Genomic DNA, 17915 nt, shown 5'->3' on the forward strand with positions numbered 1-17915 from the left:
ACCTTACTGTAGCCGGACACCGGCGTTGCGACCAGATATTCTAGGCAACTCAACCACCTGACCCGGAGTGATGCAATGACCGACGCTGTAGAGCATGACGTTGAACTGGACGCCAGCGGCCTGAACTGTCCGTTACCGTTGCTCAAGGCCAAGATGGAGCTCAACCGGCTGGCCAGTGGTGCGGTACTCAAGGTCATCGCCACCGATGCGGGTTCGCAGCGCGACTTTCGCACCTTTGCCCGATTGGCCGGTCATACCCTGCTTCGTGAAGAAGATGACGCGGGTGTTTACCGCTACTGGTTGAAAAAAGCCTGAATTCGGCTGCGTTTACTCCTAAGGATTATTGATGTTCAAAGTGTTACGCGACTGGATTCAGCGCTATTTCTCCGATGAAGAAGCGGTGGTGCTGGCTGTGCTGCTGTTTCTGGCATTCACCGTCGTACTGACCCTGGGCGGTATGCTGGCGCCGGTGCTCGCGGGCATGGTGCTGGCATACCTGATGCAGGGGCTGGTGGTGACCCTCGAGCGCCTGCGCGTGCCGGGTTGGGTCGCGGTGGGGCTGGTCTTTGCGTTATTCATGGGGTTGTTGTTGGTATTCATCGTGGTTGTCGTGCCGTTGCTGTGGCACCAACTGATCACTTTGTTCAACGAGTTGCCCGGCATGCTTGCCAAGTGGCAGTCACTCTTGTTGCTGCTGCCTGAGCGCTATCCGCACCTGGTATCCGATGAGCAAGTGCTGCGGGCCATTGAAGTGGCGCGGGGCGAAATCGGCAAGTTTGGTCAGTGGGCGCTCACGTTCTCGCTATCGAGCCTGCCATTGCTGGTGAACATCATGATCTATCTGGTGCTGGTGCCGATCCTGGTGTTTTTCTTCCTCAAGGATCGGGCCATGATCGGCCAGTGGGTGCGCGGTTACCTGCCCCGTGAACGGGCGTTGATCACCCGGGTCGCCCATGAAATGAACCGGCAGATCGCCAACTACATTCGCGGCAAAGTCATCGAGATCTTCATTTGCGGTGGCGTGACCTACATCGCCTTTGTCGTTCTTGAGCTCAACTACGCGGCGCTGCTGGCACTGCTGGTGGGGATTTCGGTGGTGGTGCCTTATGTCGGCGCCGTGGTGGTGACCGTGCCCGTGTTTCTGATTGCGCTGTTCCAGTGGGGCTGGAGCGATCAGTTCATTTACTTGATGGCGGTCTACGGGATCATTCAGACGCTGGATGGCAACGTGCTGGTGCCATTGCTGTTCTCGGAGGCGGTCAACCTGCACCCGGTGGCGATTATCTGCGCGGTGCTGCTGTTTGGCGGGTTGTGGGGCTTCTGGGGGGTGTTCTTCGCGATTCCCCTGGCGACGCTGTTCAAGGCCGTGCTGGATGCGTGGCCGCGCAAGGAGCCGGAGGTGGCGCCGTTGCTTTAGTGGTCAGCCTTTATTTTTCAGTGAGGCTGATGGCCTCTTCGCGAGCAGGCTCGCTCCCACAGTGATTTGTGCCAAGTACAAAACCAATGTGGGACCGAGCCTGCTCGGGAAGGCGTCTGAGCAGACGCCACATACATCAGGCTTTATTCAGTGCCTGAGCTGCAGCCAAAACGGCATCAACATGCCCCGGCACCTTCACGCCGCGCCATTCCTGACGCAGCACGCCTTGGGCGTCGATCAGGAACGTGCTGCGATCTACGCCCATGTATTCCTTGCCGTAGAGCTTTTTCAGCTTGATCACGTCGAACAGTTGGCAGATGGCTTCGTCCTTGTCGCTGATCAGCTCAAAGGGGAATTCCTGTTTGCACTTGAAGTTTTCGTGGGATTTCAGGCTGTCGCGAGACACGCCGAACACTTCGGTATTGGCGGCCTTGAACGCAGCGTATTGATCACGAAAACCCTGCCCCTCGGTGGTGCAGCCCGGCGTGCTGTCCTTGGGGTAGAAGTAGATCACCACCTGCTTGCCTTTCAGGCCGGCGAGGCTGACGGCTTGCCCGCTGGTGGCGGGGGCTTCGAAATCGGCAACCGGTTGGTCGATGGCAACGGCCATGAAAGCTTCCTTACATTGGGTTCTGTGGGCGCCAGGGTTCGATCAGGGCATCGAGGTTCAGCGCGTCGGCAAAATCCAGGAACTGATCGCGCAGCCAGCTGATTTGCACGCCGGCCGGCAAGGTCACGGTAAACGTGGCGTTGAGCATGGTGCCGCCGGTCTGCGGAGCCTGATAGGTGTCGCAGGTCAGGTTTTCCAGCTCGACATTGTGGTCCATGAAGAACTGGCACAGCTCGTTGATGATGTCCGAGCGGTAGGCCGAGCTGACATAAGCGACGTACGGCAGGGCCTGGGGGCGGTTTTCCAGGGCGGCGCTGCGCACCACGTTGACCGTGAACGCATGCCGCTTGGCCAATACTGGCAGGCTGCCTTCCAGGCGCGCCAGGGCATCCCAGCTACCGGAGATTTCCAGCACCAGGGCACTGCATTCGCCATGGCGGGTCAGGCGAGAGGTGACAACGGCGCAGCGGTTTTCATGGCTGGCGCGGCACAGGACGTTGGTCAGCTCCATGGGGTTGGCGCCGAGGGCACTGATGACAAGGAATTGTTCGCGAACTGTGGGGGTGGACATGCAGCATTCCTAAAGCGATGAGCGGTCGATACGTCCAGAGGGCGTTTTGTCGGGAGCCAGCCTGCGGATGCGAATTCAGAAAACCCCAAGCGGCAGGTTGCGACGTGCTCCGGCGGGGCGGGAGCGAGAGGCGGCAACGCTGGATCAGGGCTTGTGATGCCGAAAATGGAGGCTGAAACCCGACGGACGAGCTTGTCTGTACCGATCAAAGTCTGAAGGGTAGCGAAAACCGGCGCCAAGGGGAATGGCGGCAGCACAGTACTTCGCTTGTGCAAGCAACTTGGCGCCAGTACCATTACGGCTCTCTTTTTCCGGCAGGAGCGGTTTCATGATTGCGGGCAGTATGGTGGCACTGGTCACACCCATGGATGCACAGGGGCGTCTTGACTGGGACAGCCTCAGCAAACTCGTGGACTTCCACCTTGAAAACGGCACCCATGCCATTGTCGCCGTCGGCACCACCGGCGAATCGGCAACCCTCGACGTCAACGAGCACATCGCAGTCATCCGTGCCGTGGTCAAGCAGGTCAATGGCCGCATTCCGGTGATCGCCGGTACCGGCGCCAATTCGACCCGCGAAGCCGTCGAATTGACCCGAAATGCCAAGGAAGCCGGCGCAGATGCCTGCCTGCTGGTCGTGCCGTACTACAACAAGCCGACCCAGGAAGGCCTTTACCTGCACTTCAAGCACATCGCAGAAGCGGTCGACATCCCGCAGATTCTCTATAACGTTCCCGGCCGCACCTCCTGCGACATGCAGGCCGAAACCGTGATCCGCCTGTCCACCGTGCCGAACATCATCGGTATCAAGGAAGCGACCGGCGACCTCAAGCGCGCCAAGGCCATCCTCGATGGCGTAAGCAAGGACTTCATCGTCCTTTCCGGCGATGATCCGACCGCCGTCGAGCTGATCCTGATGGGCGGCAAGGGCAACATCTCCGTCACCGCCAACGTCGCTCCACGTGAAATGGCCGATCTGTGCGAGGCCGCCCTCAAGGGCGATGCCGAGACCGCCCGGGCAATCAACGAAAAACTGATGCCACTGCACAAGGACCTGTTCATCGAAGCCAACCCGATTCCGGTGAAGTGGGCTTTGGTTGAAATGGGCCTGATGCACGAAGGCATTCGCCTGCCGTTGACCTGGCTGAGCGCACCTTGTCACGCAACGCTGCGCACGGCCCTGCGCCAGTGCGGCGTCCTGGTTTAATTGAGGAAGTACAACGCATGAAGCGAATGGCCGGACTTTCCGCACTTGCCTTGATTATCTCCAGCACCAGTGGCTGTGGATGGATCTGGGGCCCGGAAGGTTATTTCCGTGACCGTGGTAGCGATTACCTGGAAGCGCAACAGACTGCACCGATGCAAATACCGCAGGATGTCCGTACCGCCAAGCGTCTGGATCCGCTGTTGCCGATCCCGCGCAACGTGGCCGATGACACCGTCAAGGGCGAATACATCGTTCCTCGTCCGCAACCATTGACGGCTGGGGCCGACGCCAGTCCGTACTCCCTGCAGAAGAGCGGTGATTCGCGCTCGATCCTGGCGCAAAATCCACCGGCCGAAATCTGGCCTGTGGCCGTTCAGTTCTTCCAGGACAACGGTTTCCGTCTGGATGAGCAGCGTCCGCAAACCGGTGAATTCACCACGACCTGGCAGCATTCCGATGAGCTGTCTGCGGCCATGGCCAAGCGCTTGAGCGCGGCCGGCGTCAGCACGGACAGCGAAACCCGCGTGCGGGTGCGCATCGAGCCGGGCGTGCAGCGCAACACCAGTGAAGTCTATGTGGTCAGCGCCGAGCGTCCTGCCGGCAGCACCGCCGACGTGGCCTTCACCAACCGTTCGGTCAACACTGGCCTGGACGCGGCACTGGTCGACGACATGCTCGCGAGCATGAGCCGCATCTCGGAGAAGGGCGGTTCGGTCTCCATGCTGGCTTCGCGTGATTTCGACGCGCCTAGCCGTGTCAGCCTGAGTGAAGACGGCAGCGGCAACCCTGTGCTGAACGTCGGTACCGACCTGGATCGTGCCTGGTCGAGCGTCGGTCGTGCGTTGGAACAGGGCGAATGGCGTGTTGAAGACATCAACCGCAGCCTGGGCCTGTACTACATCAACCTGGCCGAAAAAGCCGAGAACAAAGACGACAAGCCAGGCTTCTTCAGCAGCCTGTTCGGCAGCGCGCCGAGCAAGGAAGAGCTTGACGCCCGCGCCGAGCGTTACCAGGTTCGCCTGAGCAAGGTTGGCGAGAACGTCCAGGTCACCGTCGAGAAAAACATCAACACCGTGGCGCCGGCAGATGTGGCGCGTAAAGTGTTGAGCAAGATTCAGGACAACCTGGGCTGATTCTATGCGTTTTGCCGTTCTCGGCAGCGGCAGTCAAGGGAACGGCACGCTGATAGCCAGCGCTGATACGTACGTATTGGTGGATTGTGGTTTTTCCCTGCGGGAAACCGAAAAACGCCTGCTGCGCCTGGGTGTGAACCCTGCGCAGTTGAGCGCGATACTCGTGACCCACGAACATGCCGACCACGTGCATGGCGTGGGTTTGCTGTCTCGGCGTTACAATCTGCCTGTCTACCTCAGTCGCGGGACCTTGCGCGGGATGCGCAAACCGATTGAACCCGCAGGCTTTCTGGCCGGCGGCGAGCAACTGCAAATCGGCGACTTGAGCATCGGTGTCATTGCCGTGGCCCACGATGCACAAGAACCGACGCAATATGTGTTCAGTGACGGTTTACGGCGCTTCGGCCTGTTGACTGACCTGGGGTCGTATTGTGACAAGGTGCTGGACGGCTATCGGGACCTCGATGCGTTGATGATCGAGTCCAATCATTGCCGTGACATGCTGGCTCGCGGTCATTACCCGTACTTTCTCAAACAACGGGTAGGCGGTGAATTGGGACATTTGAATAACCACCAGGCGGCATTCCTGGTGGCCGAGCTGGGCTGGAAAGACCTGCAACACCTGGTCCTGGCCCATCTGAGCAGCAAGAACAACCTGCCGCGGCTGGCCCGGCAATGTTTTGTCGACACCCTCGGGTGCGACCCGGACTGGCTGCAACTGGCCGATCAAGATTCAGGGCTCGACTGGCGTCACATCGCCTAGCCCATCTACTTAGCAAGCGGAGCCCATCATGGAAAAACGTGAAGAACTCTACCGCGGCAAAGCCAAATCGGTTTACAAGACCGACGACGCTAACCGTTTGATCCTGCTGTTTCGCAACGACACCTCGGCGTTCGATGGCAAGCGTATCGAACAGCTCGACCGCAAAGGCATGGTGAACAACAAGTTCAACGCCTTCATCATGCAGAAACTCGAAGCGGCCGGCGTGCCGACCCAATTCGACAAATTGCTGGGCGACAACGAATGCCTGGTGAAGAAGCTCGACATGATCCCGGTCGAGTGTGTCGTGCGTAACTACGCCGCTGGCAGCCTGGTCAAGCGTCTGGGTGTCGAAGAGGGTATGAAGCTCAACCCTTACACCTTCGAGCTGTTCCTGAAGGACGACGCCAAGGGCGACCCGTTCATCAACGAATCCCACGTCGTGGCATTTGGCTGGGGTACCGCCGAGCAACTGGTTCGCATGAAAGAACTGTCGCTCAAGGTCAACGAAGTCCTGAGCAAGCTGTTCGACGACGCCGGCCTGCTGCTGGTCGACTTCAAGCTGGAATTCGGCGTGTTCCACGATGGCTCCATCGTGCTGGGCGACGAATTCAGCCCGGACGGCTGCCGTCTGTGGGACAAGGCCACCGGCAAGAAAATGGACAAGGACCGCTTCCGTCAGGGCCTCGGTGACGTCATCGAAGCCTACGAAGAAGTCGCCAATCGTCTGGGCGTACCGCTTTAACCGACGCAAGCATCTGATAGCACAGAAATATTTCGCTTAGGGGGTTCGCTTCCTGCGAAAGTGTTGTTATGATGCGCGCCGTTGGAGAGATGCCAGAGTGGCCGAATGGGACGGATTCGAAATCCGTTGTACCTTCACCGGTACCTAGGGTTCGAATCCCTATCTCTCCGCCATTATTGAATAAGACTAAGCCCCTGAAATGGTTAAACATTTCAGGGGCTTTTTCGTTTCTGTCATATTGGTTGGGGTATTTCGTGTCCCGGCATTTTTGGCGCGATGCCCGTCATGCTCTTGGGATACCCCGGGTATCCATTTACCGCAGGGCTTTCTCATCATTGTTGTATCTATATGTCCAGGCGACGTGGTTTGGGTTCTCTGCTGCCCCGATGCTTTATATAGACGCTGGAGGTTTTCGTGGTGGCAACCCGGGCGCCTTGGTAAGGAAGAAGAATTTTCAGGTGGGGGGGTTGACCACGCATTTTAATCCTGTACTATTCGCCTCCCGCTAACGAGCAGTTTGATGTTGTTCTTGGCTTAAGTAGTTGATTTTGTTGAAAAATCAGAAACTTTTAAGGTTGCAAATTGAAAAGATGCGCTGTAAGATGCGCACCTCGGTTGAGACGAAAGATCTTAACCAACCGCTCTTTAACAACTGAATCAAGCAATTCGTGTGGGTGCTTGTGGAGTCAGACTGCTAGTCAACAGATTATCAGCATCACAAGTTACTCCGCGAGAAATCAAAGATGTAACCAACGATTGCTGAGCCAAGTTTAGGGTTTTCTCAAAACCCAAAGATGTTTGAACTGAAGAGTTTGATCATGGCTCAGATTGAACGCTGGCGGCAGGCCTAACACATGCAAGTCGAGCGGATGACAGGAGCTTGCTCCTGGATTCAGCGGCGGACGGGTGAGTAATGCCTAGGAATCTGCCTGGTAGTGGGGGACAACGTTTCGAAAGGAACGCTAATACCGCATACGTCCTACGGGAGAAAGCAGGGGACCTTCGGGCCTTGCGCTATCAGATGAGCCTAGGTCGGATTAGCTAGTTGGTGAGGTAATGGCTCACCAAGGCGACGATCCGTAACTGGTCTGAGAGGATGATCAGTCACACTGGAACTGAGACACGGTCCAGACTCCTACGGGAGGCAGCAGTGGGGAATATTGGACAATGGGCGAAAGCCTGATCCAGCCATGCCGCGTGTGTGAAGAAGGTCTTCGGATTGTAAAGCACTTTAAGTTGGGAGGAAGGGCATTAACCTAATACGTTAGTGTTTTGACGTTACCGACAGAATAAGCACCGGCTAACTCTGTGCCAGCAGCCGCGGTAATACAGAGGGTGCAAGCGTTAATCGGAATTACTGGGCGTAAAGCGCGCGTAGGTGGTTTGTTAAGTTGGATGTGAAAGCCCCGGGCTCAACCTGGGAACTGCATTCAAAACTGACAAGCTAGAGTATGGTAGAGGGTGGTGGAATTTCCTGTGTAGCGGTGAAATGCGTAGATATAGGAAGGAACACCAGTGGCGAAGGCGACCACCTGGACTGATACTGACACTGAGGTGCGAAAGCGTGGGGAGCAAACAGGATTAGATACCCTGGTAGTCCACGCCGTAAACGATGTCAACTAGCCGTTGGGAGCCTTGAGCTCTTAGTGGCGCAGCTAACGCATTAAGTTGACCGCCTGGGGAGTACGGCCGCAAGGTTAAAACTCAAATGAATTGACGGGGGCCCGCACAAGCGGTGGAGCATGTGGTTTAATTCGAAGCAACGCGAAGAACCTTACCAGGCCTTGACATCCAATGAACTTTCCAGAGATGGATTGGTGCCTTCGGGAACATTGAGACAGGTGCTGCATGGCTGTCGTCAGCTCGTGTCGTGAGATGTTGGGTTAAGTCCCGTAACGAGCGCAACCCTTGTCCTTAGTTACCAGCACGTCATGGTGGGCACTCTAAGGAGACTGCCGGTGACAAACCGGAGGAAGGTGGGGATGACGTCAAGTCATCATGGCCCTTACGGCCTGGGCTACACACGTGCTACAATGGTCGGTACAGAGGGTTGCCAAGCCGCGAGGTGGAGCTAATCCCACAAAACCGATCGTAGTCCGGATCGCAGTCTGCAACTCGACTGCGTGAAGTCGGAATCGCTAGTAATCGCGAATCAGAATGTCGCGGTGAATACGTTCCCGGGCCTTGTACACACCGCCCGTCACACCATGGGAGTGGGTTGCACCAGAAGTAGCTAGTCTAACCTTCGGGAGGACGGTTACCACGGTGTGATTCATGACTGGGGTGAAGTCGTAACAAGGTAGCCGTAGGGGAACCTGCGGCTGGATCACCTCCTTAATCGACGACTCAGCTGCTCCATAAGTTCCCACACGAATTGCTTGATTCATTGAAGAAGACGAGAGGCCAGCCTTTAAGGTGGTCTGTTTCGTTAGAGTTTAGAAATGAATATTCCAGTATGAATATTGATTTCTAGTCTTTGACTAGTTCGTTCTTTAAAAATTTGGGTATGTGATAGAAAGATAGACTGAACGTTACTTTCACTGGTAACGGATCAGGCTAAGGTAAAATTTGTGAGTTGCTCTTAGGAGCTCAATCGAATTTTCGGCGAATGTCGTCTTCATAGTATAACCAGATTGCTTGGGGTTATATGGTCAAGTGAAGAAGCGCATACGGTGGATGCCTTGGCAGTCAGAGGCGATGAAAGACGTGGTAGCCTGCGAAAAGCTTCGGGGAGTCGGCAAACAGACTTTGATCCGGAGATGTCTGAATGGGGGAACCCAGCCATCATAAGATGGTTATCTTGTACTGAATACATAGGTGCAAGAGGCGAACCAGGGGAACTGAAACATCTAAGTACCCTGAGGAAAAGAAATCAACCGAGATTCCCTTAGTAGTGGCGAGCGAACGGGGACTAGCCCTTAAGTGGCTTTGAGATTAGCGGAACGCTCTGGAAAGTGCGGCCATAGTGGGTGATAGCCCTGTACGCGAAAATCTCTTGGTCATGAAATCGAGTAGGACGGAGCACGAGAAACTTTGTCTGAATATGGGGGGACCATCCTCCAAGGCTAAATACTACTGACTGACCGATAGTGAACTAGTACCGTGAGGGAAAGGCGAAAAGAACCCCGGAGAGGGGAGTGAAATAGATCCTGAAACCGTATGCGTACAAGCAGTGGGAGCCCACTTTGTTGGGTGACTGCGTACCTTTTGTATAATGGGTCAGCGACTTATTTTCAGTGGCGAGCTTAACCGAATAGGGGAGGCGTAGCGAAAGCGAGTCTTAATAGGGCGTCTAGTCGCTGGGAATAGACCCGAAACCGGGCGATCTATCCATGGGCAGGTTGAAGGTTAGGTAACACTGACTGGAGGACCGAACCGACTACCGTTGAAAAGTTAGCGGATGACCTGTGGATCGGAGTGAAAGGCTAATCAAGCTCGGAGATAGCTGGTTCTCCTCGAAAGCTATTTAGGTAGCGCCTCATGTATCACTGTAGGGGGTAGAGCACTGTTTCGGCTAGGGGGTCATCCCGACTTACCAAACCGATGCAAACTCCGAATACCTACAAGTGCCGAGCATGGGAGACACACGGCGGGTGCTAACGTCCGTCGTGAAAAGGGAAACAACCCAGACCGTCAGCTAAGGTCCCAAAGTTATGGTTAAGTGGGAAACGATGTGGGAAGGCTTAGACAGCTAGGAGGTTGGCTTAGAAGCAGCCACCCTTTAAAGAAAGCGTAATAGCTCACTAGTCGAGTCGGCCTGCGCGGAAGATGTAACGGGGCTCAAACCATACACCGAAGCTACGGGTATCACTTAGGTGATGCGGTAGAGGAGCGTTCTGTAAGCCTGTGAAGGTGAGTTGAGAAGCTTGCTGGAGGTATCAGAAGTGCGAATGCTGACATGAGTAACGACAATGGGTGTGAAAAACACCCACGCCGAAAGACCAAGGTTTCCTGCGCAACGTTAATCGACGCAGGGTTAGTCGGTCCCTAAGGCGAGGCTGAAAAGCGTAGTCGATGGAAAACAGGTTAATATTCCTGTACTTCTGGTTATTGCGATGGAGGGACGGAGAAGGCTAGGCCAGCTTGGCGTTGGTTGTCCAAGTTTAAGGTGGTAGGCTGAGATCTTAGGTAAATCCGGGATCTTAAGGCCGAGAGCTGATGACGAGTGTTCTTTTAGAACACGAAGTGGTTGATGCCATGCTTCCAAGAAAAGCTTCTAAGCTTCAGGTAACCAGGAACCGTACCCCAAACCGACACAGGTGGTTGGGTAGAGAATACCAAGGCGCTTGAGAGAACTCGGGTGAAGGAACTAGGCAAAATGGCACCGTAACTTCGGGAGAAGGTGCGCCGGTGAGGGTGAAGGACTTGCTCCGTAAGCCCACGCCGGTCGAAGATACCAGGCCGCTGCGACTGTTTATTAAAAACACAGCACTCTGCAAACACGAAAGTGGACGTATAGGGTGTGACGCCTGCCCGGTGCCGGAAGGTTAATTGATGGGGTTAGCTAACGCGAAGCTCTTGATCGAAGCCCCGGTAAACGGCGGCCGTAACTATAACGGTCCTAAGGTAGCGAAATTCCTTGTCGGGTAAGTTCCGACCTGCACGAATGGCGTAACGATGGCGGCGCTGTCTCCACCCGAGACTCAGTGAAATTGAAATCGCTGTGAAGATGCAGTGTATCCGCGGCTAGACGGAAAGACCCCGTGAACCTTTACTATAGCTTTGCACTGGACTTTGAATTTGCTTGTGTAGGATAGGTGGGAGGCTTTGAAGCGTGGACGCCAGTTCGCGTGGAGCCAACCTTGAAATACCACCCTGGCAACTTTGAGGTTCTAACTCAGGTCCGTTATCCGGATCGAGGACAGTGTATGGTGGGTAGTTTGACTGGGGCGGTCTCCTCCTAAAGAGTAACGGAGGAGTACGAAGGTGCGCTCAGACCGGTCGGAAATCGGTCGTAGAGTATAAAGGCAAAAGCGCGCTTGACTGCGAGACAGACACGTCGAGCAGGTACGAAAGTAGGTCTTAGTGATCCGGTGGTTCTGTATGGAAGGGCCATCGCTCAACGGATAAAAGGTACTCCGGGGATAACAGGCTGATACCGCCCAAGAGTTCATATCGACGGCGGTGTTTGGCACCTCGATGTCGGCTCATCACATCCTGGGGCTGAAGCCGGTCCCAAGGGTATGGCTGTTCGCCATTTAAAGTGGTACGCGAGCTGGGTTTAGAACGTCGTGAGACAGTTCGGTCCCTATCTGCCGTGGACGTTTGAGATTTGAGAGGGGCTGCTCCTAGTACGAGAGGACCGGAGTGGACGAACCTCTGGTGTTCCGGTTGTCACGCCAGTGGCATTGCCGGGTAGCTATGTTCGGAAAAGATAACCGCTGAAAGCATCTAAGCGGGAAACTTGCCTCAAGATGAGATCTCACTGGGACCTTGAGTCCCCTGAAGGGCCGTCGAAGACTACGACGTTGATAGGTTGGGTGTGTAAGCGCTGTGAGGCGTTGAGCTAACCAATACTAATTGCCCGTGAGGCTTGACCATATAACACCCAAGCAATTTGCGTCGAAAGGCCAGATTGCGGTGTGTGAAGACGAAAGAACCGAAAGTTCGTGATACTCACAAAACACCAAGCTGTCACATACCCAATTTGCTGAAGCGCGGCCAGCCGGTCACGACTCAGTACCCGAATTTCTTGACGACCATAGAGCGTTGGAACCACCTGATCCCATCCCGAACTCAGCAGTGAAACGATGCATCGCCGATGGTAGTGTGGGGTTTCCCCATGTGAGAGTAGGTCATCGTCAAGATTAAATTCCGAAACCCCTATCTGCGTATGCAGGTAGGGGTTTTGTTTTTGTCCGCAGGAAAGTTGGCACACGGTTATTCAGGGTCGCCAGTGCGAAATATCCCCTGACATTGAAAGCAATCAGCCTGGAAGCTCCTCCTTTACTCTGGTTTCGCAGACCACTGATCTGCAGCCACCAGCAATCGCAAGGAGCGAGCAATGTATTTTGAGATTTACAGACAAATCCGCGGCACCGTTCTGACCGGCAAGGGCCAATGGCGTTGGCGGTTGAGGGCAGGCAATCATGAAACGATTGCCAGCGGGGAGGCTTACGTCAACAAGGCTGATTGTGTGCATGCAATCAGTTTGATCAAAGGGACCTGCGAGCAGACCCCGATCAAGGAAATCTAGATAGAGGGCGCTGAAGCTGCTCGTACAGAGCAGCTTCGTTTCAATCCGTCTTACGGCTGGGTATGGCCCAGTTTTCTCTTGATCAGTTCGTAGACGTCCTTGTGGGTGGAGTTGTGCAGGGATTTGTCCTTGCAGGCGGAGGCGAGGAATGTCTTGACCTCTTCCCTGGCGTGCGGGTAGAGGCTGGCGACGTAGTCGGCTTCGTGTACCTGGGTGCAGTTGAAATGTTTGTCGTCTTTGGCTTTGTCTCTGGCCATGGTGCCGCTCCTTGTGATTTCGCATGTTTTGGATGACGAGGGTGGTTTTTCACCTCGTGCGTCGCTGAGCTTAGGGACTCACGGGCTGCCTGCCAGGGGTTTCAGGTAAAAAGGAAGAGGCTGTAGGACTAGGCATGGAACAGCATTTTGCTTAAACGTGAACGGCATCAGGCTGTTGAACCTGAGTTGGATAGACGGCAATCGCACCAGCTACCTAAACTGTCAGCAGATTTGGGGATCGGGGGCAGTGGATGAATCGCAATGAACTTCGCAAGGCGGATATCAACCTGATGGTGGTATTCGAAGCGCTGATGCTCGAGCGCAATGTCACTCGGGTGGCGGAGAAGCTGTTTCTCGGTCAGCCGACCATCAGTTCGGCGCTCAACCGCTTGCGTGCGATGTTCAATGATCCGCTGTTCATACGCGTTGGCCATCGCATGGAGCCGACAGCGCGAGCCGAGGAAATCATCAGGCACCTCTCGCCGGCGCTGGATTCGTTGTCCGTGGCCTTGAGCCTGACCCATGATTTTGACCCGGCCAGTAGCAAGATGTCGTTCCGCATCGGGTTGTCCGACGATGTCGAGTTCGGGCTGTTGCCGCCATTGCTGCGAGCGCTGCGCCAGGAAGCGCCCAACGTGGTGTTCGTGGTGCAGCATGTCGATTACTGGCGGATTCCCGACTTGCTGGCGTCCGGCGATATCACGGTGGGAATCAGCCAGACCCGTGGCTTGCCGGCCAATGCCAAGCGCAAGTTGCTGCGGCACATCCAGCCCAGCATTTTGCGCGCCGATGCCTCCGACACACCGCTGACCCTCGATGAATATTGCGCGCGGCCGCACGTGCTGGTGTCCCATACCGCCAACGTCAGTGGCTACGCCGACGAGTGGCTGGCAGATATCGGCCGCACGCGCCAGGTGGTGCTCTCGGTCCCGCAATACAGTTCTTTGCCGGCGCTGCTTGCCGGGACGGACCTGATTGCCAGCCTGCCGGACTACACCGCCGAGGCGATGGCTGCATCGGGAGTGCTGTTCAAGGAACCCTTTCCGATCCAGACACCTACCCTGGACCTGTCCATGGTCTGGCTCAGTCATGTCGATACCGACCCTGCCGAGCGCTGGCTGCGCTCGCGGCTGGAAGCGTTCATGAGCGAGCGTGCGGTTTTGCCGCTGCCTGAATGAGCAGGGCGGTGCTGTGTTATATGTACGACCTTTCCACCCACTTACAGGAACTGACTCATGCCTCACCTGCACATGGAATATACCGCCAACCTGACTGATCTGAATGCCGATGTGGCATTGATGCGGTTGAACAATACATTGGTGGGTTCCGGTCAGTTTGCTGCCGAATTCGACATCAAGAGCCGCGCGGTCAAGGTCGAGACGTTCAAGGTCGGTACGGCACTGGCTGAGCGGGCGTTCGTGCATGTGAAACTGGCGCTGTTGAGTGGTCGTTCCGCAGAGATCAAGAAACAGCTGTCTGAAAGCCTGCTGGCGGTGGTGCGGGACCTGTGTGAATGGCCGAGCAGCATCGAGGTCCAGTTGTGCGTGGAAATTCTCGACATCGATCGCGACTCCTACAGCAAGACCGCCATCAACAACTGAGCATCAGGCCGTCTCCTGGTCGACGCAGGCCCGGATCACTTGCGCTCGCAGCCAGGTGTTGGCGCTGTCCTGATCGACACCCTGGTTCCACTGCATGTCGAGGGTGAAACCCGGCAAGCCTTCGGGCGCTTCACAGTGATTGAAGGTGTCTGCACTGGCCAGCAATCGCTGGATGCGCCGGGGCAGGGTCAGGGCATAGTCGGTGCCGGTAATCAGCTTTAGCGCTGCACTGTAGCTGTTGGCGCGTGCAACGATCTGGCGCTGTTGTGCCTGCTGCGCGAGCCAGCCGTCGACCATGTTGGTGGCGGACGTCCAGGGTGTCGGGAACACGTGTCGACGTTCGACATAGGTTTGCAGACTCAAGCGTGGTTCCGCCGGCGTGGTGCGCTTGTCGAAAACACACACCAGATCGTCTTCCAGCAGCGTCTGCGATTTGAAATCGACGTGACTGCGATGAAAGTCCGGACCGAAGCACATCACCAGGTCGAGGCTGCCTTCGCGCAATGCTTCGGCTGGGATATCGGCTTCGAGTTTGAACACATTGACCATCACCGGAAGGTCGGCGAGGTCGAAGGTTTTCAACAAGCGCGGCAGGATCAGCTGTTCGAAATATTCCGGTGCGCAGATGTTGAAGGTCACGGGTTGCAGGCCCGGGTCGAACGTGGGTAAGCCGGCGTGACACAGGTTGATGCTTTCCAGGATTTTCAGTACGTGGGGGTACATCGCGCGGGCCTTGCAGGTGGGCTGCATGCCACCGGTACGGGTATTGATGAACAGTTCGTCCTCGAAACTGGTGCGCAGTTTTTTCAGGCAGTAACTTACGGTGGACTGGCTGACGCAAAGCGTCTCGGATACGTCGGTGACGCTGTTCTGCTCATACACGGCGACGAACACCATGAGGTCCTGCATGTCGAGTTTTCTAAGCGAATTACTGTTCAGCATCCATTCCATCTCGCTGCGTCCCTTGCGCTGACCGTGCGCATGGGTGGGTGAATGATCCTAGCGGAATGGGCGAGCAGGGAAAATGCCTTGCAGGACGTTTCGCCCAGGACCCTGTCAGCCCTGGACCATCGCCGACACCGTGCGGCGGCTGGATATCAACAGCGCGAACATGCCGAGACCCACCAGCACCGCGCCAGCCATTTCCAGCGGCAGCGGCATCTGGCGCCCCCATAGCCAGTGAAACAAGGTGATGAACAACGTACTCAGGTAGATGTAGGAAATCACCGAGGACGGCGCGATCACGCCGATGGCCCGGTGCAGCAGCCAAAACGTCGCCAGGGTGGCGAACACGGCCAGGTACATCAGCCAATAGAAATCGTTGAGCGTCAGTAATGATGCCGAGCGCCAACCGCCACTCAATCCACAGAACACCAGCAGAAACAGCGCACCGAACAGCATGTTCCAGAACGTCATGGGCACCGGCCCGCGTCCCTTGAGACTATCGGCTTTCAGGCGCTGGCTGAGGGGGGCGTAGAGCGCCATCGCCAGGCAGCCGATGCCATACACCGTCAATGCATAGGGCGATGGCAACTCGCCGGGGCCAGTGCCTTTCATGATCAACAAAACCGCCCCGGCAGCGGCGAGCAGCATCGGCACAATCCGTTGTTTCAGACGGCTGTCAGGTGTCAGCACGGCTTCGAAACCCAGGGTCATCAGCGGCACCAGCGTGAACATCGTCCCGGTGTTGACAGCCGAGGTGTAGCGCAATGCTTCGAACAGCGAACCGAAGTACAGCGCCAGCAGCAGGCCGAGCACCGCGTGACCGAACAGCGCGCGGGCGGTCATGACGGCATCGCCTTTGAGCAGCAACCGCGGCAGAAAAACCAAGGCGCAAAACAGCAGGCGTAAACCGGTCAGCAGGATCGGGTCGATGGCCTGGCTGACTTGCGCCGCCGCGGAAAACGATGCGGCGATCAACAAGGCCCAAAGCAGCATGCTGGCGTGAGCGACGGCGAAACCGGTGGTTTTCATGGCAGGCTCCGGGTCAATGGATGTGTCGGCTGTAGTGCCTTGGGTTGAAGCGCAAAACCATCAGCATCATCAGTGCCATGACTGCCGTCAGCGACCACCAGGCCCATTCAAAGCTGCCGAGCTGGTCGCGGATGATCCCCGCCAGCAGCGGCGACAGGCCGGCGATCAAGTAGCCGATGCCTTGCACGAATGCGGTCAGGCCACCGGCGCGCACCGGATTGTCCAGGTGGTCCAGCGATACGATCAGGCTCATCGGGAACAGGCCGCCAATGCCCAGCCCCAGCAGGCATGGCCACATCAGGCTCAAATGCTGCGGGCTCAGAATCAGTCCGCAGAAACCGGCGATGATCAGTGTCAGCAATACCATCAGCACGACGCGGCGGTCGTGGCTGCGGTTGGCGATGACGGGCGTCAGCAGGCCCGACAGCACTTCCATGGCGGTCAGAAACCCGAGCAGCAATCCGGCGTTCTGCTCGCTCCAGCCTTTTTCCACGTAGTACGGCGCCAGCCAGGCCAGAACACAGGTGTAGGACGCAGTGCCCAAGCCAAAGAAAATCGCGAGTAACCATGCGCGGGAATTGGCGAAGTACGAATTTTTGCTGGATGCCCTCGAATCCAGTGTAGGCATCCCCGCGCTATGGCTGCGCCAGAAAAGCAACGCCAGCACGGCGAGAACGGTCCAGATCGCCAGGCCCATACGCCAGCTTCCAGTACGCGCCATCACCAGCGGCGCAAAGGAAGCCCCCATGGCGGCACCGCCCATGATCGATGTGACGTAGAGCCCCATGCACAGGGCAACGTGGTCGCTGAAGCGGGATTTGATCAGCGCTGGCATCAGGGCCTGGATCAGGGCGATCCCGATACCTGCCAGTACTGCACTGAGGAGCAACTCCGCGGCTGAATCAAGGAACAACCGCGAAACCGTGGCCACGCCGATGATCAGCAACGAGAACACCACCGTGCGCTGATCGCCGAATCGCTGGCTGACGCGCAGGCCGAAAAACATCGCCAGTCCCATGGCCGTCACCGGCAACATTGTCAGCAGTGAAGCCTGGCTGAAGCTCAGTGCAATGTCGTCGCGAATCGCCGAGAGCAGAGGCCCGACAGCGGCCATGGAAGGGCGCAGGTTCAGGGCAACCAGGACAATGCTGAACATGAGCCAGAGGGCAGGGCGGGAAGTGGCTCGGGTGTTTTCCATGATCGGACCTTGAACAGAAGGGTTCCGATTAGGCGCGCGAGGCCCGAAGGGGGCAAATCAGAAAGTCTGGGGTGGTATTTAGAAATCAAATACAGACCTTCTCCCACAGAAGGCATCACAAAACAGCCTAATGTTTAGCCAGACGACATCCAAGGTTCTTCAAATCCTGATTTAACGACTTAAGCCATCGTGTGACGCTGCGGGTCATCTGTTTTCTGCGGTTCTCTGTATGGGCGGTTGGCCAGT

General features: G+C 56.5%; 15 protein-coding genes, 1 tRNA gene and 3 rRNA genes. 13 read left to right on the forward strand and 6 right to left on the reverse strand.

Annotation, left to right across the window (positions count from 1 at the left end; translation table 11 throughout):
• Positions 1-75 precede the first annotated feature (75 nt).
• Together WHX55_RS06660 and WHX55_RS06665 are read left to right on the forward strand one after the other, a co-directional pair.
• On the forward strand, positions 76-315 hold the full coding sequence (locus tag WHX55_RS06660) for a sulfurtransferase TusA family protein (protein ID WP_007996208.1): 240 nt from the start codon (positions 76-78) through the stop codon (positions 313-315).
• 31 nt (positions 316-346) lie between these two features.
• A complete protein-coding gene (locus WHX55_RS06665; protein WP_150756240.1) occupies positions 347-1417 on the forward strand; it encodes an AI-2E family transporter in 1071 nt (356 codons plus the stop codon).
• Positions 1418-1553: 136 nt separating this feature from the next.
• Here the strand turns inward: WHX55_RS06665 and WHX55_RS06670 are convergent, their stop codons facing one another.
• A complete protein-coding gene (locus tag WHX55_RS06670; protein WP_150756239.1) occupies positions 1554-2027 on the reverse strand; it encodes a peroxiredoxin in 474 nt (157 codons plus the stop codon).
• Positions 2028-2037: 10 nt separating this feature from the next.
• Entirely contained in the window at positions 2038-2598 is a 561-nt protein-coding gene (locus WHX55_RS06675; RefSeq protein WP_007979776.1) for a glycine cleavage system protein R, read from the reverse strand.
• A 328-nt stretch (positions 2599-2926) separates the two neighbouring features.
• On the opposite strand from WHX55_RS06675, the gene dapA reads away from it, so the two are divergent.
• The 9 genes from dapA to WHX55_RS06720 all read left to right on the forward strand — a co-directional run bounded on the left by dapA (position 2927) and on the right by WHX55_RS06720 (position 12639).
• Complete coding sequence (gene dapA, locus WHX55_RS06680; protein ID WP_150756238.1) at positions 2927-3805, forward strand: 4-hydroxy-tetrahydrodipicolinate synthase; 879 nt, start codon at positions 2927-2929, stop codon at positions 3803-3805.
• 17 nt (positions 3806-3822) lie between these two features.
• Positions 3823-4938: an outer membrane protein assembly factor BamC gene (bamC, locus tag WHX55_RS06685; protein WP_150756237.1), complete on the forward strand. Its 1116-nt coding sequence runs from the start codon at positions 3823-3825 to the stop codon at positions 4936-4938.
• Between the two features lie 4 nt (positions 4939-4942).
• Positions 4943-5701: an MBL fold metallo-hydrolase gene (locus WHX55_RS06690; protein WP_095945094.1), complete on the forward strand. Its 759-nt coding sequence runs from the start codon at positions 4943-4945 to the stop codon at positions 5699-5701.
• Positions 5702-5729: 28 nt separating this feature from the next.
• Positions 5730-6443 carry a phosphoribosylaminoimidazolesuccinocarboxamide synthase gene (gene purC / locus WHX55_RS06695; RefSeq protein WP_007944067.1) on the forward strand — a complete coding sequence of 238 codons (714 nt, stop codon included), beginning with the start codon at positions 5730-5732 and terminating at the stop codon, positions 6441-6443.
• A gap of 83 nt (positions 6444-6526) precedes the next feature.
• Positions 6527-6616 (forward strand) — tRNA-Ser (locus tag WHX55_RS06700).
• A 627-nt stretch (positions 6617-7243) separates the two neighbouring features.
• Positions 7244-8780 (forward strand): 16S ribosomal RNA (locus WHX55_RS06705).
• A 312-nt stretch (positions 8781-9092) separates the two neighbouring features.
• Positions 9093-11984: ribosomal RNA gene (locus WHX55_RS06710) — 23S ribosomal RNA — on the forward strand.
• 150 nt (positions 11985-12134) lie between these two features.
• A 5S ribosomal RNA gene (gene rrf, locus WHX55_RS06715) occupies positions 12135-12250 on the forward strand.
• The 16S, 23S and 5S rRNA genes sit together here, the layout of an rRNA operon.
• 197 nt (positions 12251-12447) lie before the next feature.
• Positions 12448-12639 carry a DUF1508 domain-containing protein gene (locus WHX55_RS06720; protein ID WP_150724330.1) on the forward strand — a complete coding sequence of 64 codons (192 nt, stop codon included), beginning with the start codon at positions 12448-12450 and terminating at the stop codon, positions 12637-12639.
• 50 nt (positions 12640-12689) lie between these two features.
• Here WHX55_RS06720 and WHX55_RS06725 read toward each other — a convergent pair whose 3' ends face one another.
• Positions 12690-12896 (reverse strand): hypothetical protein, encoded by a 207-nt coding sequence (locus WHX55_RS06725; RefSeq protein ID WP_150724331.1) that lies wholly within the window; start codon positions 12894-12896, stop codon positions 12690-12692.
• 251 nt (positions 12897-13147) lie between these two features.
• Between WHX55_RS06725 and WHX55_RS06730 the strand changes: the two genes are divergently transcribed.
• Positions 13148-14074: a LysR substrate-binding domain-containing protein gene (locus tag WHX55_RS06730; RefSeq protein WP_353742266.1), complete on the forward strand. Its 927-nt coding sequence runs from the start codon at positions 13148-13150 to the stop codon at positions 14072-14074.
• A gap of 57 nt (positions 14075-14131) precedes the next feature.
• Complete coding sequence (locus WHX55_RS06735; protein WP_150757517.1) at positions 14132-14497, forward strand: 5-carboxymethyl-2-hydroxymuconate Delta-isomerase; 366 nt, start codon at positions 14132-14134, stop codon at positions 14495-14497.
• Positions 14498-14500: 3 nt separating this feature from the next.
• Here the strand turns inward: WHX55_RS06735 and WHX55_RS06740 are convergent, their stop codons facing one another.
• The 3 genes from WHX55_RS06740 to WHX55_RS06750 form a co-directional block, all read right to left on the reverse strand.
• A complete protein-coding gene (locus tag WHX55_RS06740; protein ID WP_150755672.1) occupies positions 14501-15439 on the reverse strand; it encodes a LysR family transcriptional regulator in 939 nt (312 codons plus the stop codon).
• Between the two features lie 114 nt (positions 15440-15553).
• Positions 15554-16471, reverse strand: coding sequence for a DMT family transporter (locus tag WHX55_RS06745; protein ID WP_150755673.1), 918 nt, complete (start codon positions 16469-16471; stop codon positions 15554-15556).
• A gap of 13 nt (positions 16472-16484) precedes the next feature.
• A complete protein-coding gene (locus WHX55_RS06750; RefSeq protein ID WP_353742267.1) occupies positions 16485-17669 on the reverse strand; it encodes a cyanate transporter in 1185 nt (394 codons plus the stop codon).
• Positions 17670-17915 lie beyond the last annotated feature (246 nt).

The organism is Pseudomonas fluorescens (assembly GCF_040448305.1).
Classification (GTDB): Bacteria; Pseudomonadota; Gammaproteobacteria; order Pseudomonadales; family Pseudomonadaceae; genus Aquipseudomonas; species Aquipseudomonas fluorescens_BH.

What these genes read in the sequence shown, in the direction of transcription:
- WHX55_RS06745 (WP_150755673.1), bottom strand. Translation starts at nt 16,471, where the DNA reads ATGAAAACCACCGGTTTCGCCGTCGCTCACGCCAGCATGCTGCTTTGG.
- WHX55_RS06670 (WP_150756239.1), bottom strand. Translation starts at nt 2,027, where the DNA reads ATGGCCGTTGCCATCGACCAACCGGTTGCCGATTTCGAAGCCCCCGCC.
- bamC (WP_150756237.1), top strand. Translation starts at nt 3,823, where the DNA reads ATGAAGCGAATGGCCGGACTTTCCGCACTTGCCTTGATTATCTCCAGC.
- WHX55_RS06665 (WP_150756240.1), top strand. Translation starts at nt 347, where the DNA reads ATGTTCAAAGTGTTACGCGACTGGATTCAGCGCTATTTCTCCGATGAA.
- WHX55_RS06675 (WP_007979776.1), bottom strand. Translation starts at nt 2,598, where the DNA reads ATGTCCACCCCCACAGTTCGCGAACAATTCCTTGTCATCAGTGCCCTC.
- WHX55_RS06690 (WP_095945094.1), top strand. Translation starts at nt 4,943, where the DNA reads ATGCGTTTTGCCGTTCTCGGCAGCGGCAGTCAAGGGAACGGCACGCTG.
- WHX55_RS06740 (WP_150755672.1), bottom strand. Translation starts at nt 15,439, where the DNA reads ATGCTGAACAGTAATTCGCTTAGAAAACTCGACATGCAGGACCTCATG.
- WHX55_RS06725 (WP_150724331.1), bottom strand. Translation starts at nt 12,896, where the DNA reads ATGGCCAGAGACAAAGCCAAAGACGACAAACATTTCAACTGCACCCAG.
- purC (WP_007944067.1), top strand. Translation starts at nt 5,730, where the DNA reads ATGGAAAAACGTGAAGAACTCTACCGCGGCAAAGCCAAATCGGTTTAC.
- WHX55_RS06750 (WP_353742267.1), bottom strand. Translation starts at nt 17,669, where the DNA reads ATGGAAAACACCCGAGCCACTTCCCGCCCTGCCCTCTGGCTCATGTTC.
- WHX55_RS06735 (WP_150757517.1), top strand. Translation starts at nt 14,132, where the DNA reads ATGCCTCACCTGCACATGGAATATACCGCCAACCTGACTGATCTGAAT.
- WHX55_RS06720 (WP_150724330.1), top strand. Translation starts at nt 12,448, where the DNA reads ATGTATTTTGAGATTTACAGACAAATCCGCGGCACCGTTCTGACCGGC.
- WHX55_RS06730 (WP_353742266.1), top strand. Translation starts at nt 13,148, where the DNA reads ATGAATCGCAATGAACTTCGCAAGGCGGATATCAACCTGATGGTGGTA.
- dapA (WP_150756238.1), top strand. Translation starts at nt 2,927, where the DNA reads ATGATTGCGGGCAGTATGGTGGCACTGGTCACACCCATGGATGCACAG.
- WHX55_RS06660 (WP_007996208.1), top strand. Translation starts at nt 76, where the DNA reads ATGACCGACGCTGTAGAGCATGACGTTGAACTGGACGCCAGCGGCCTG.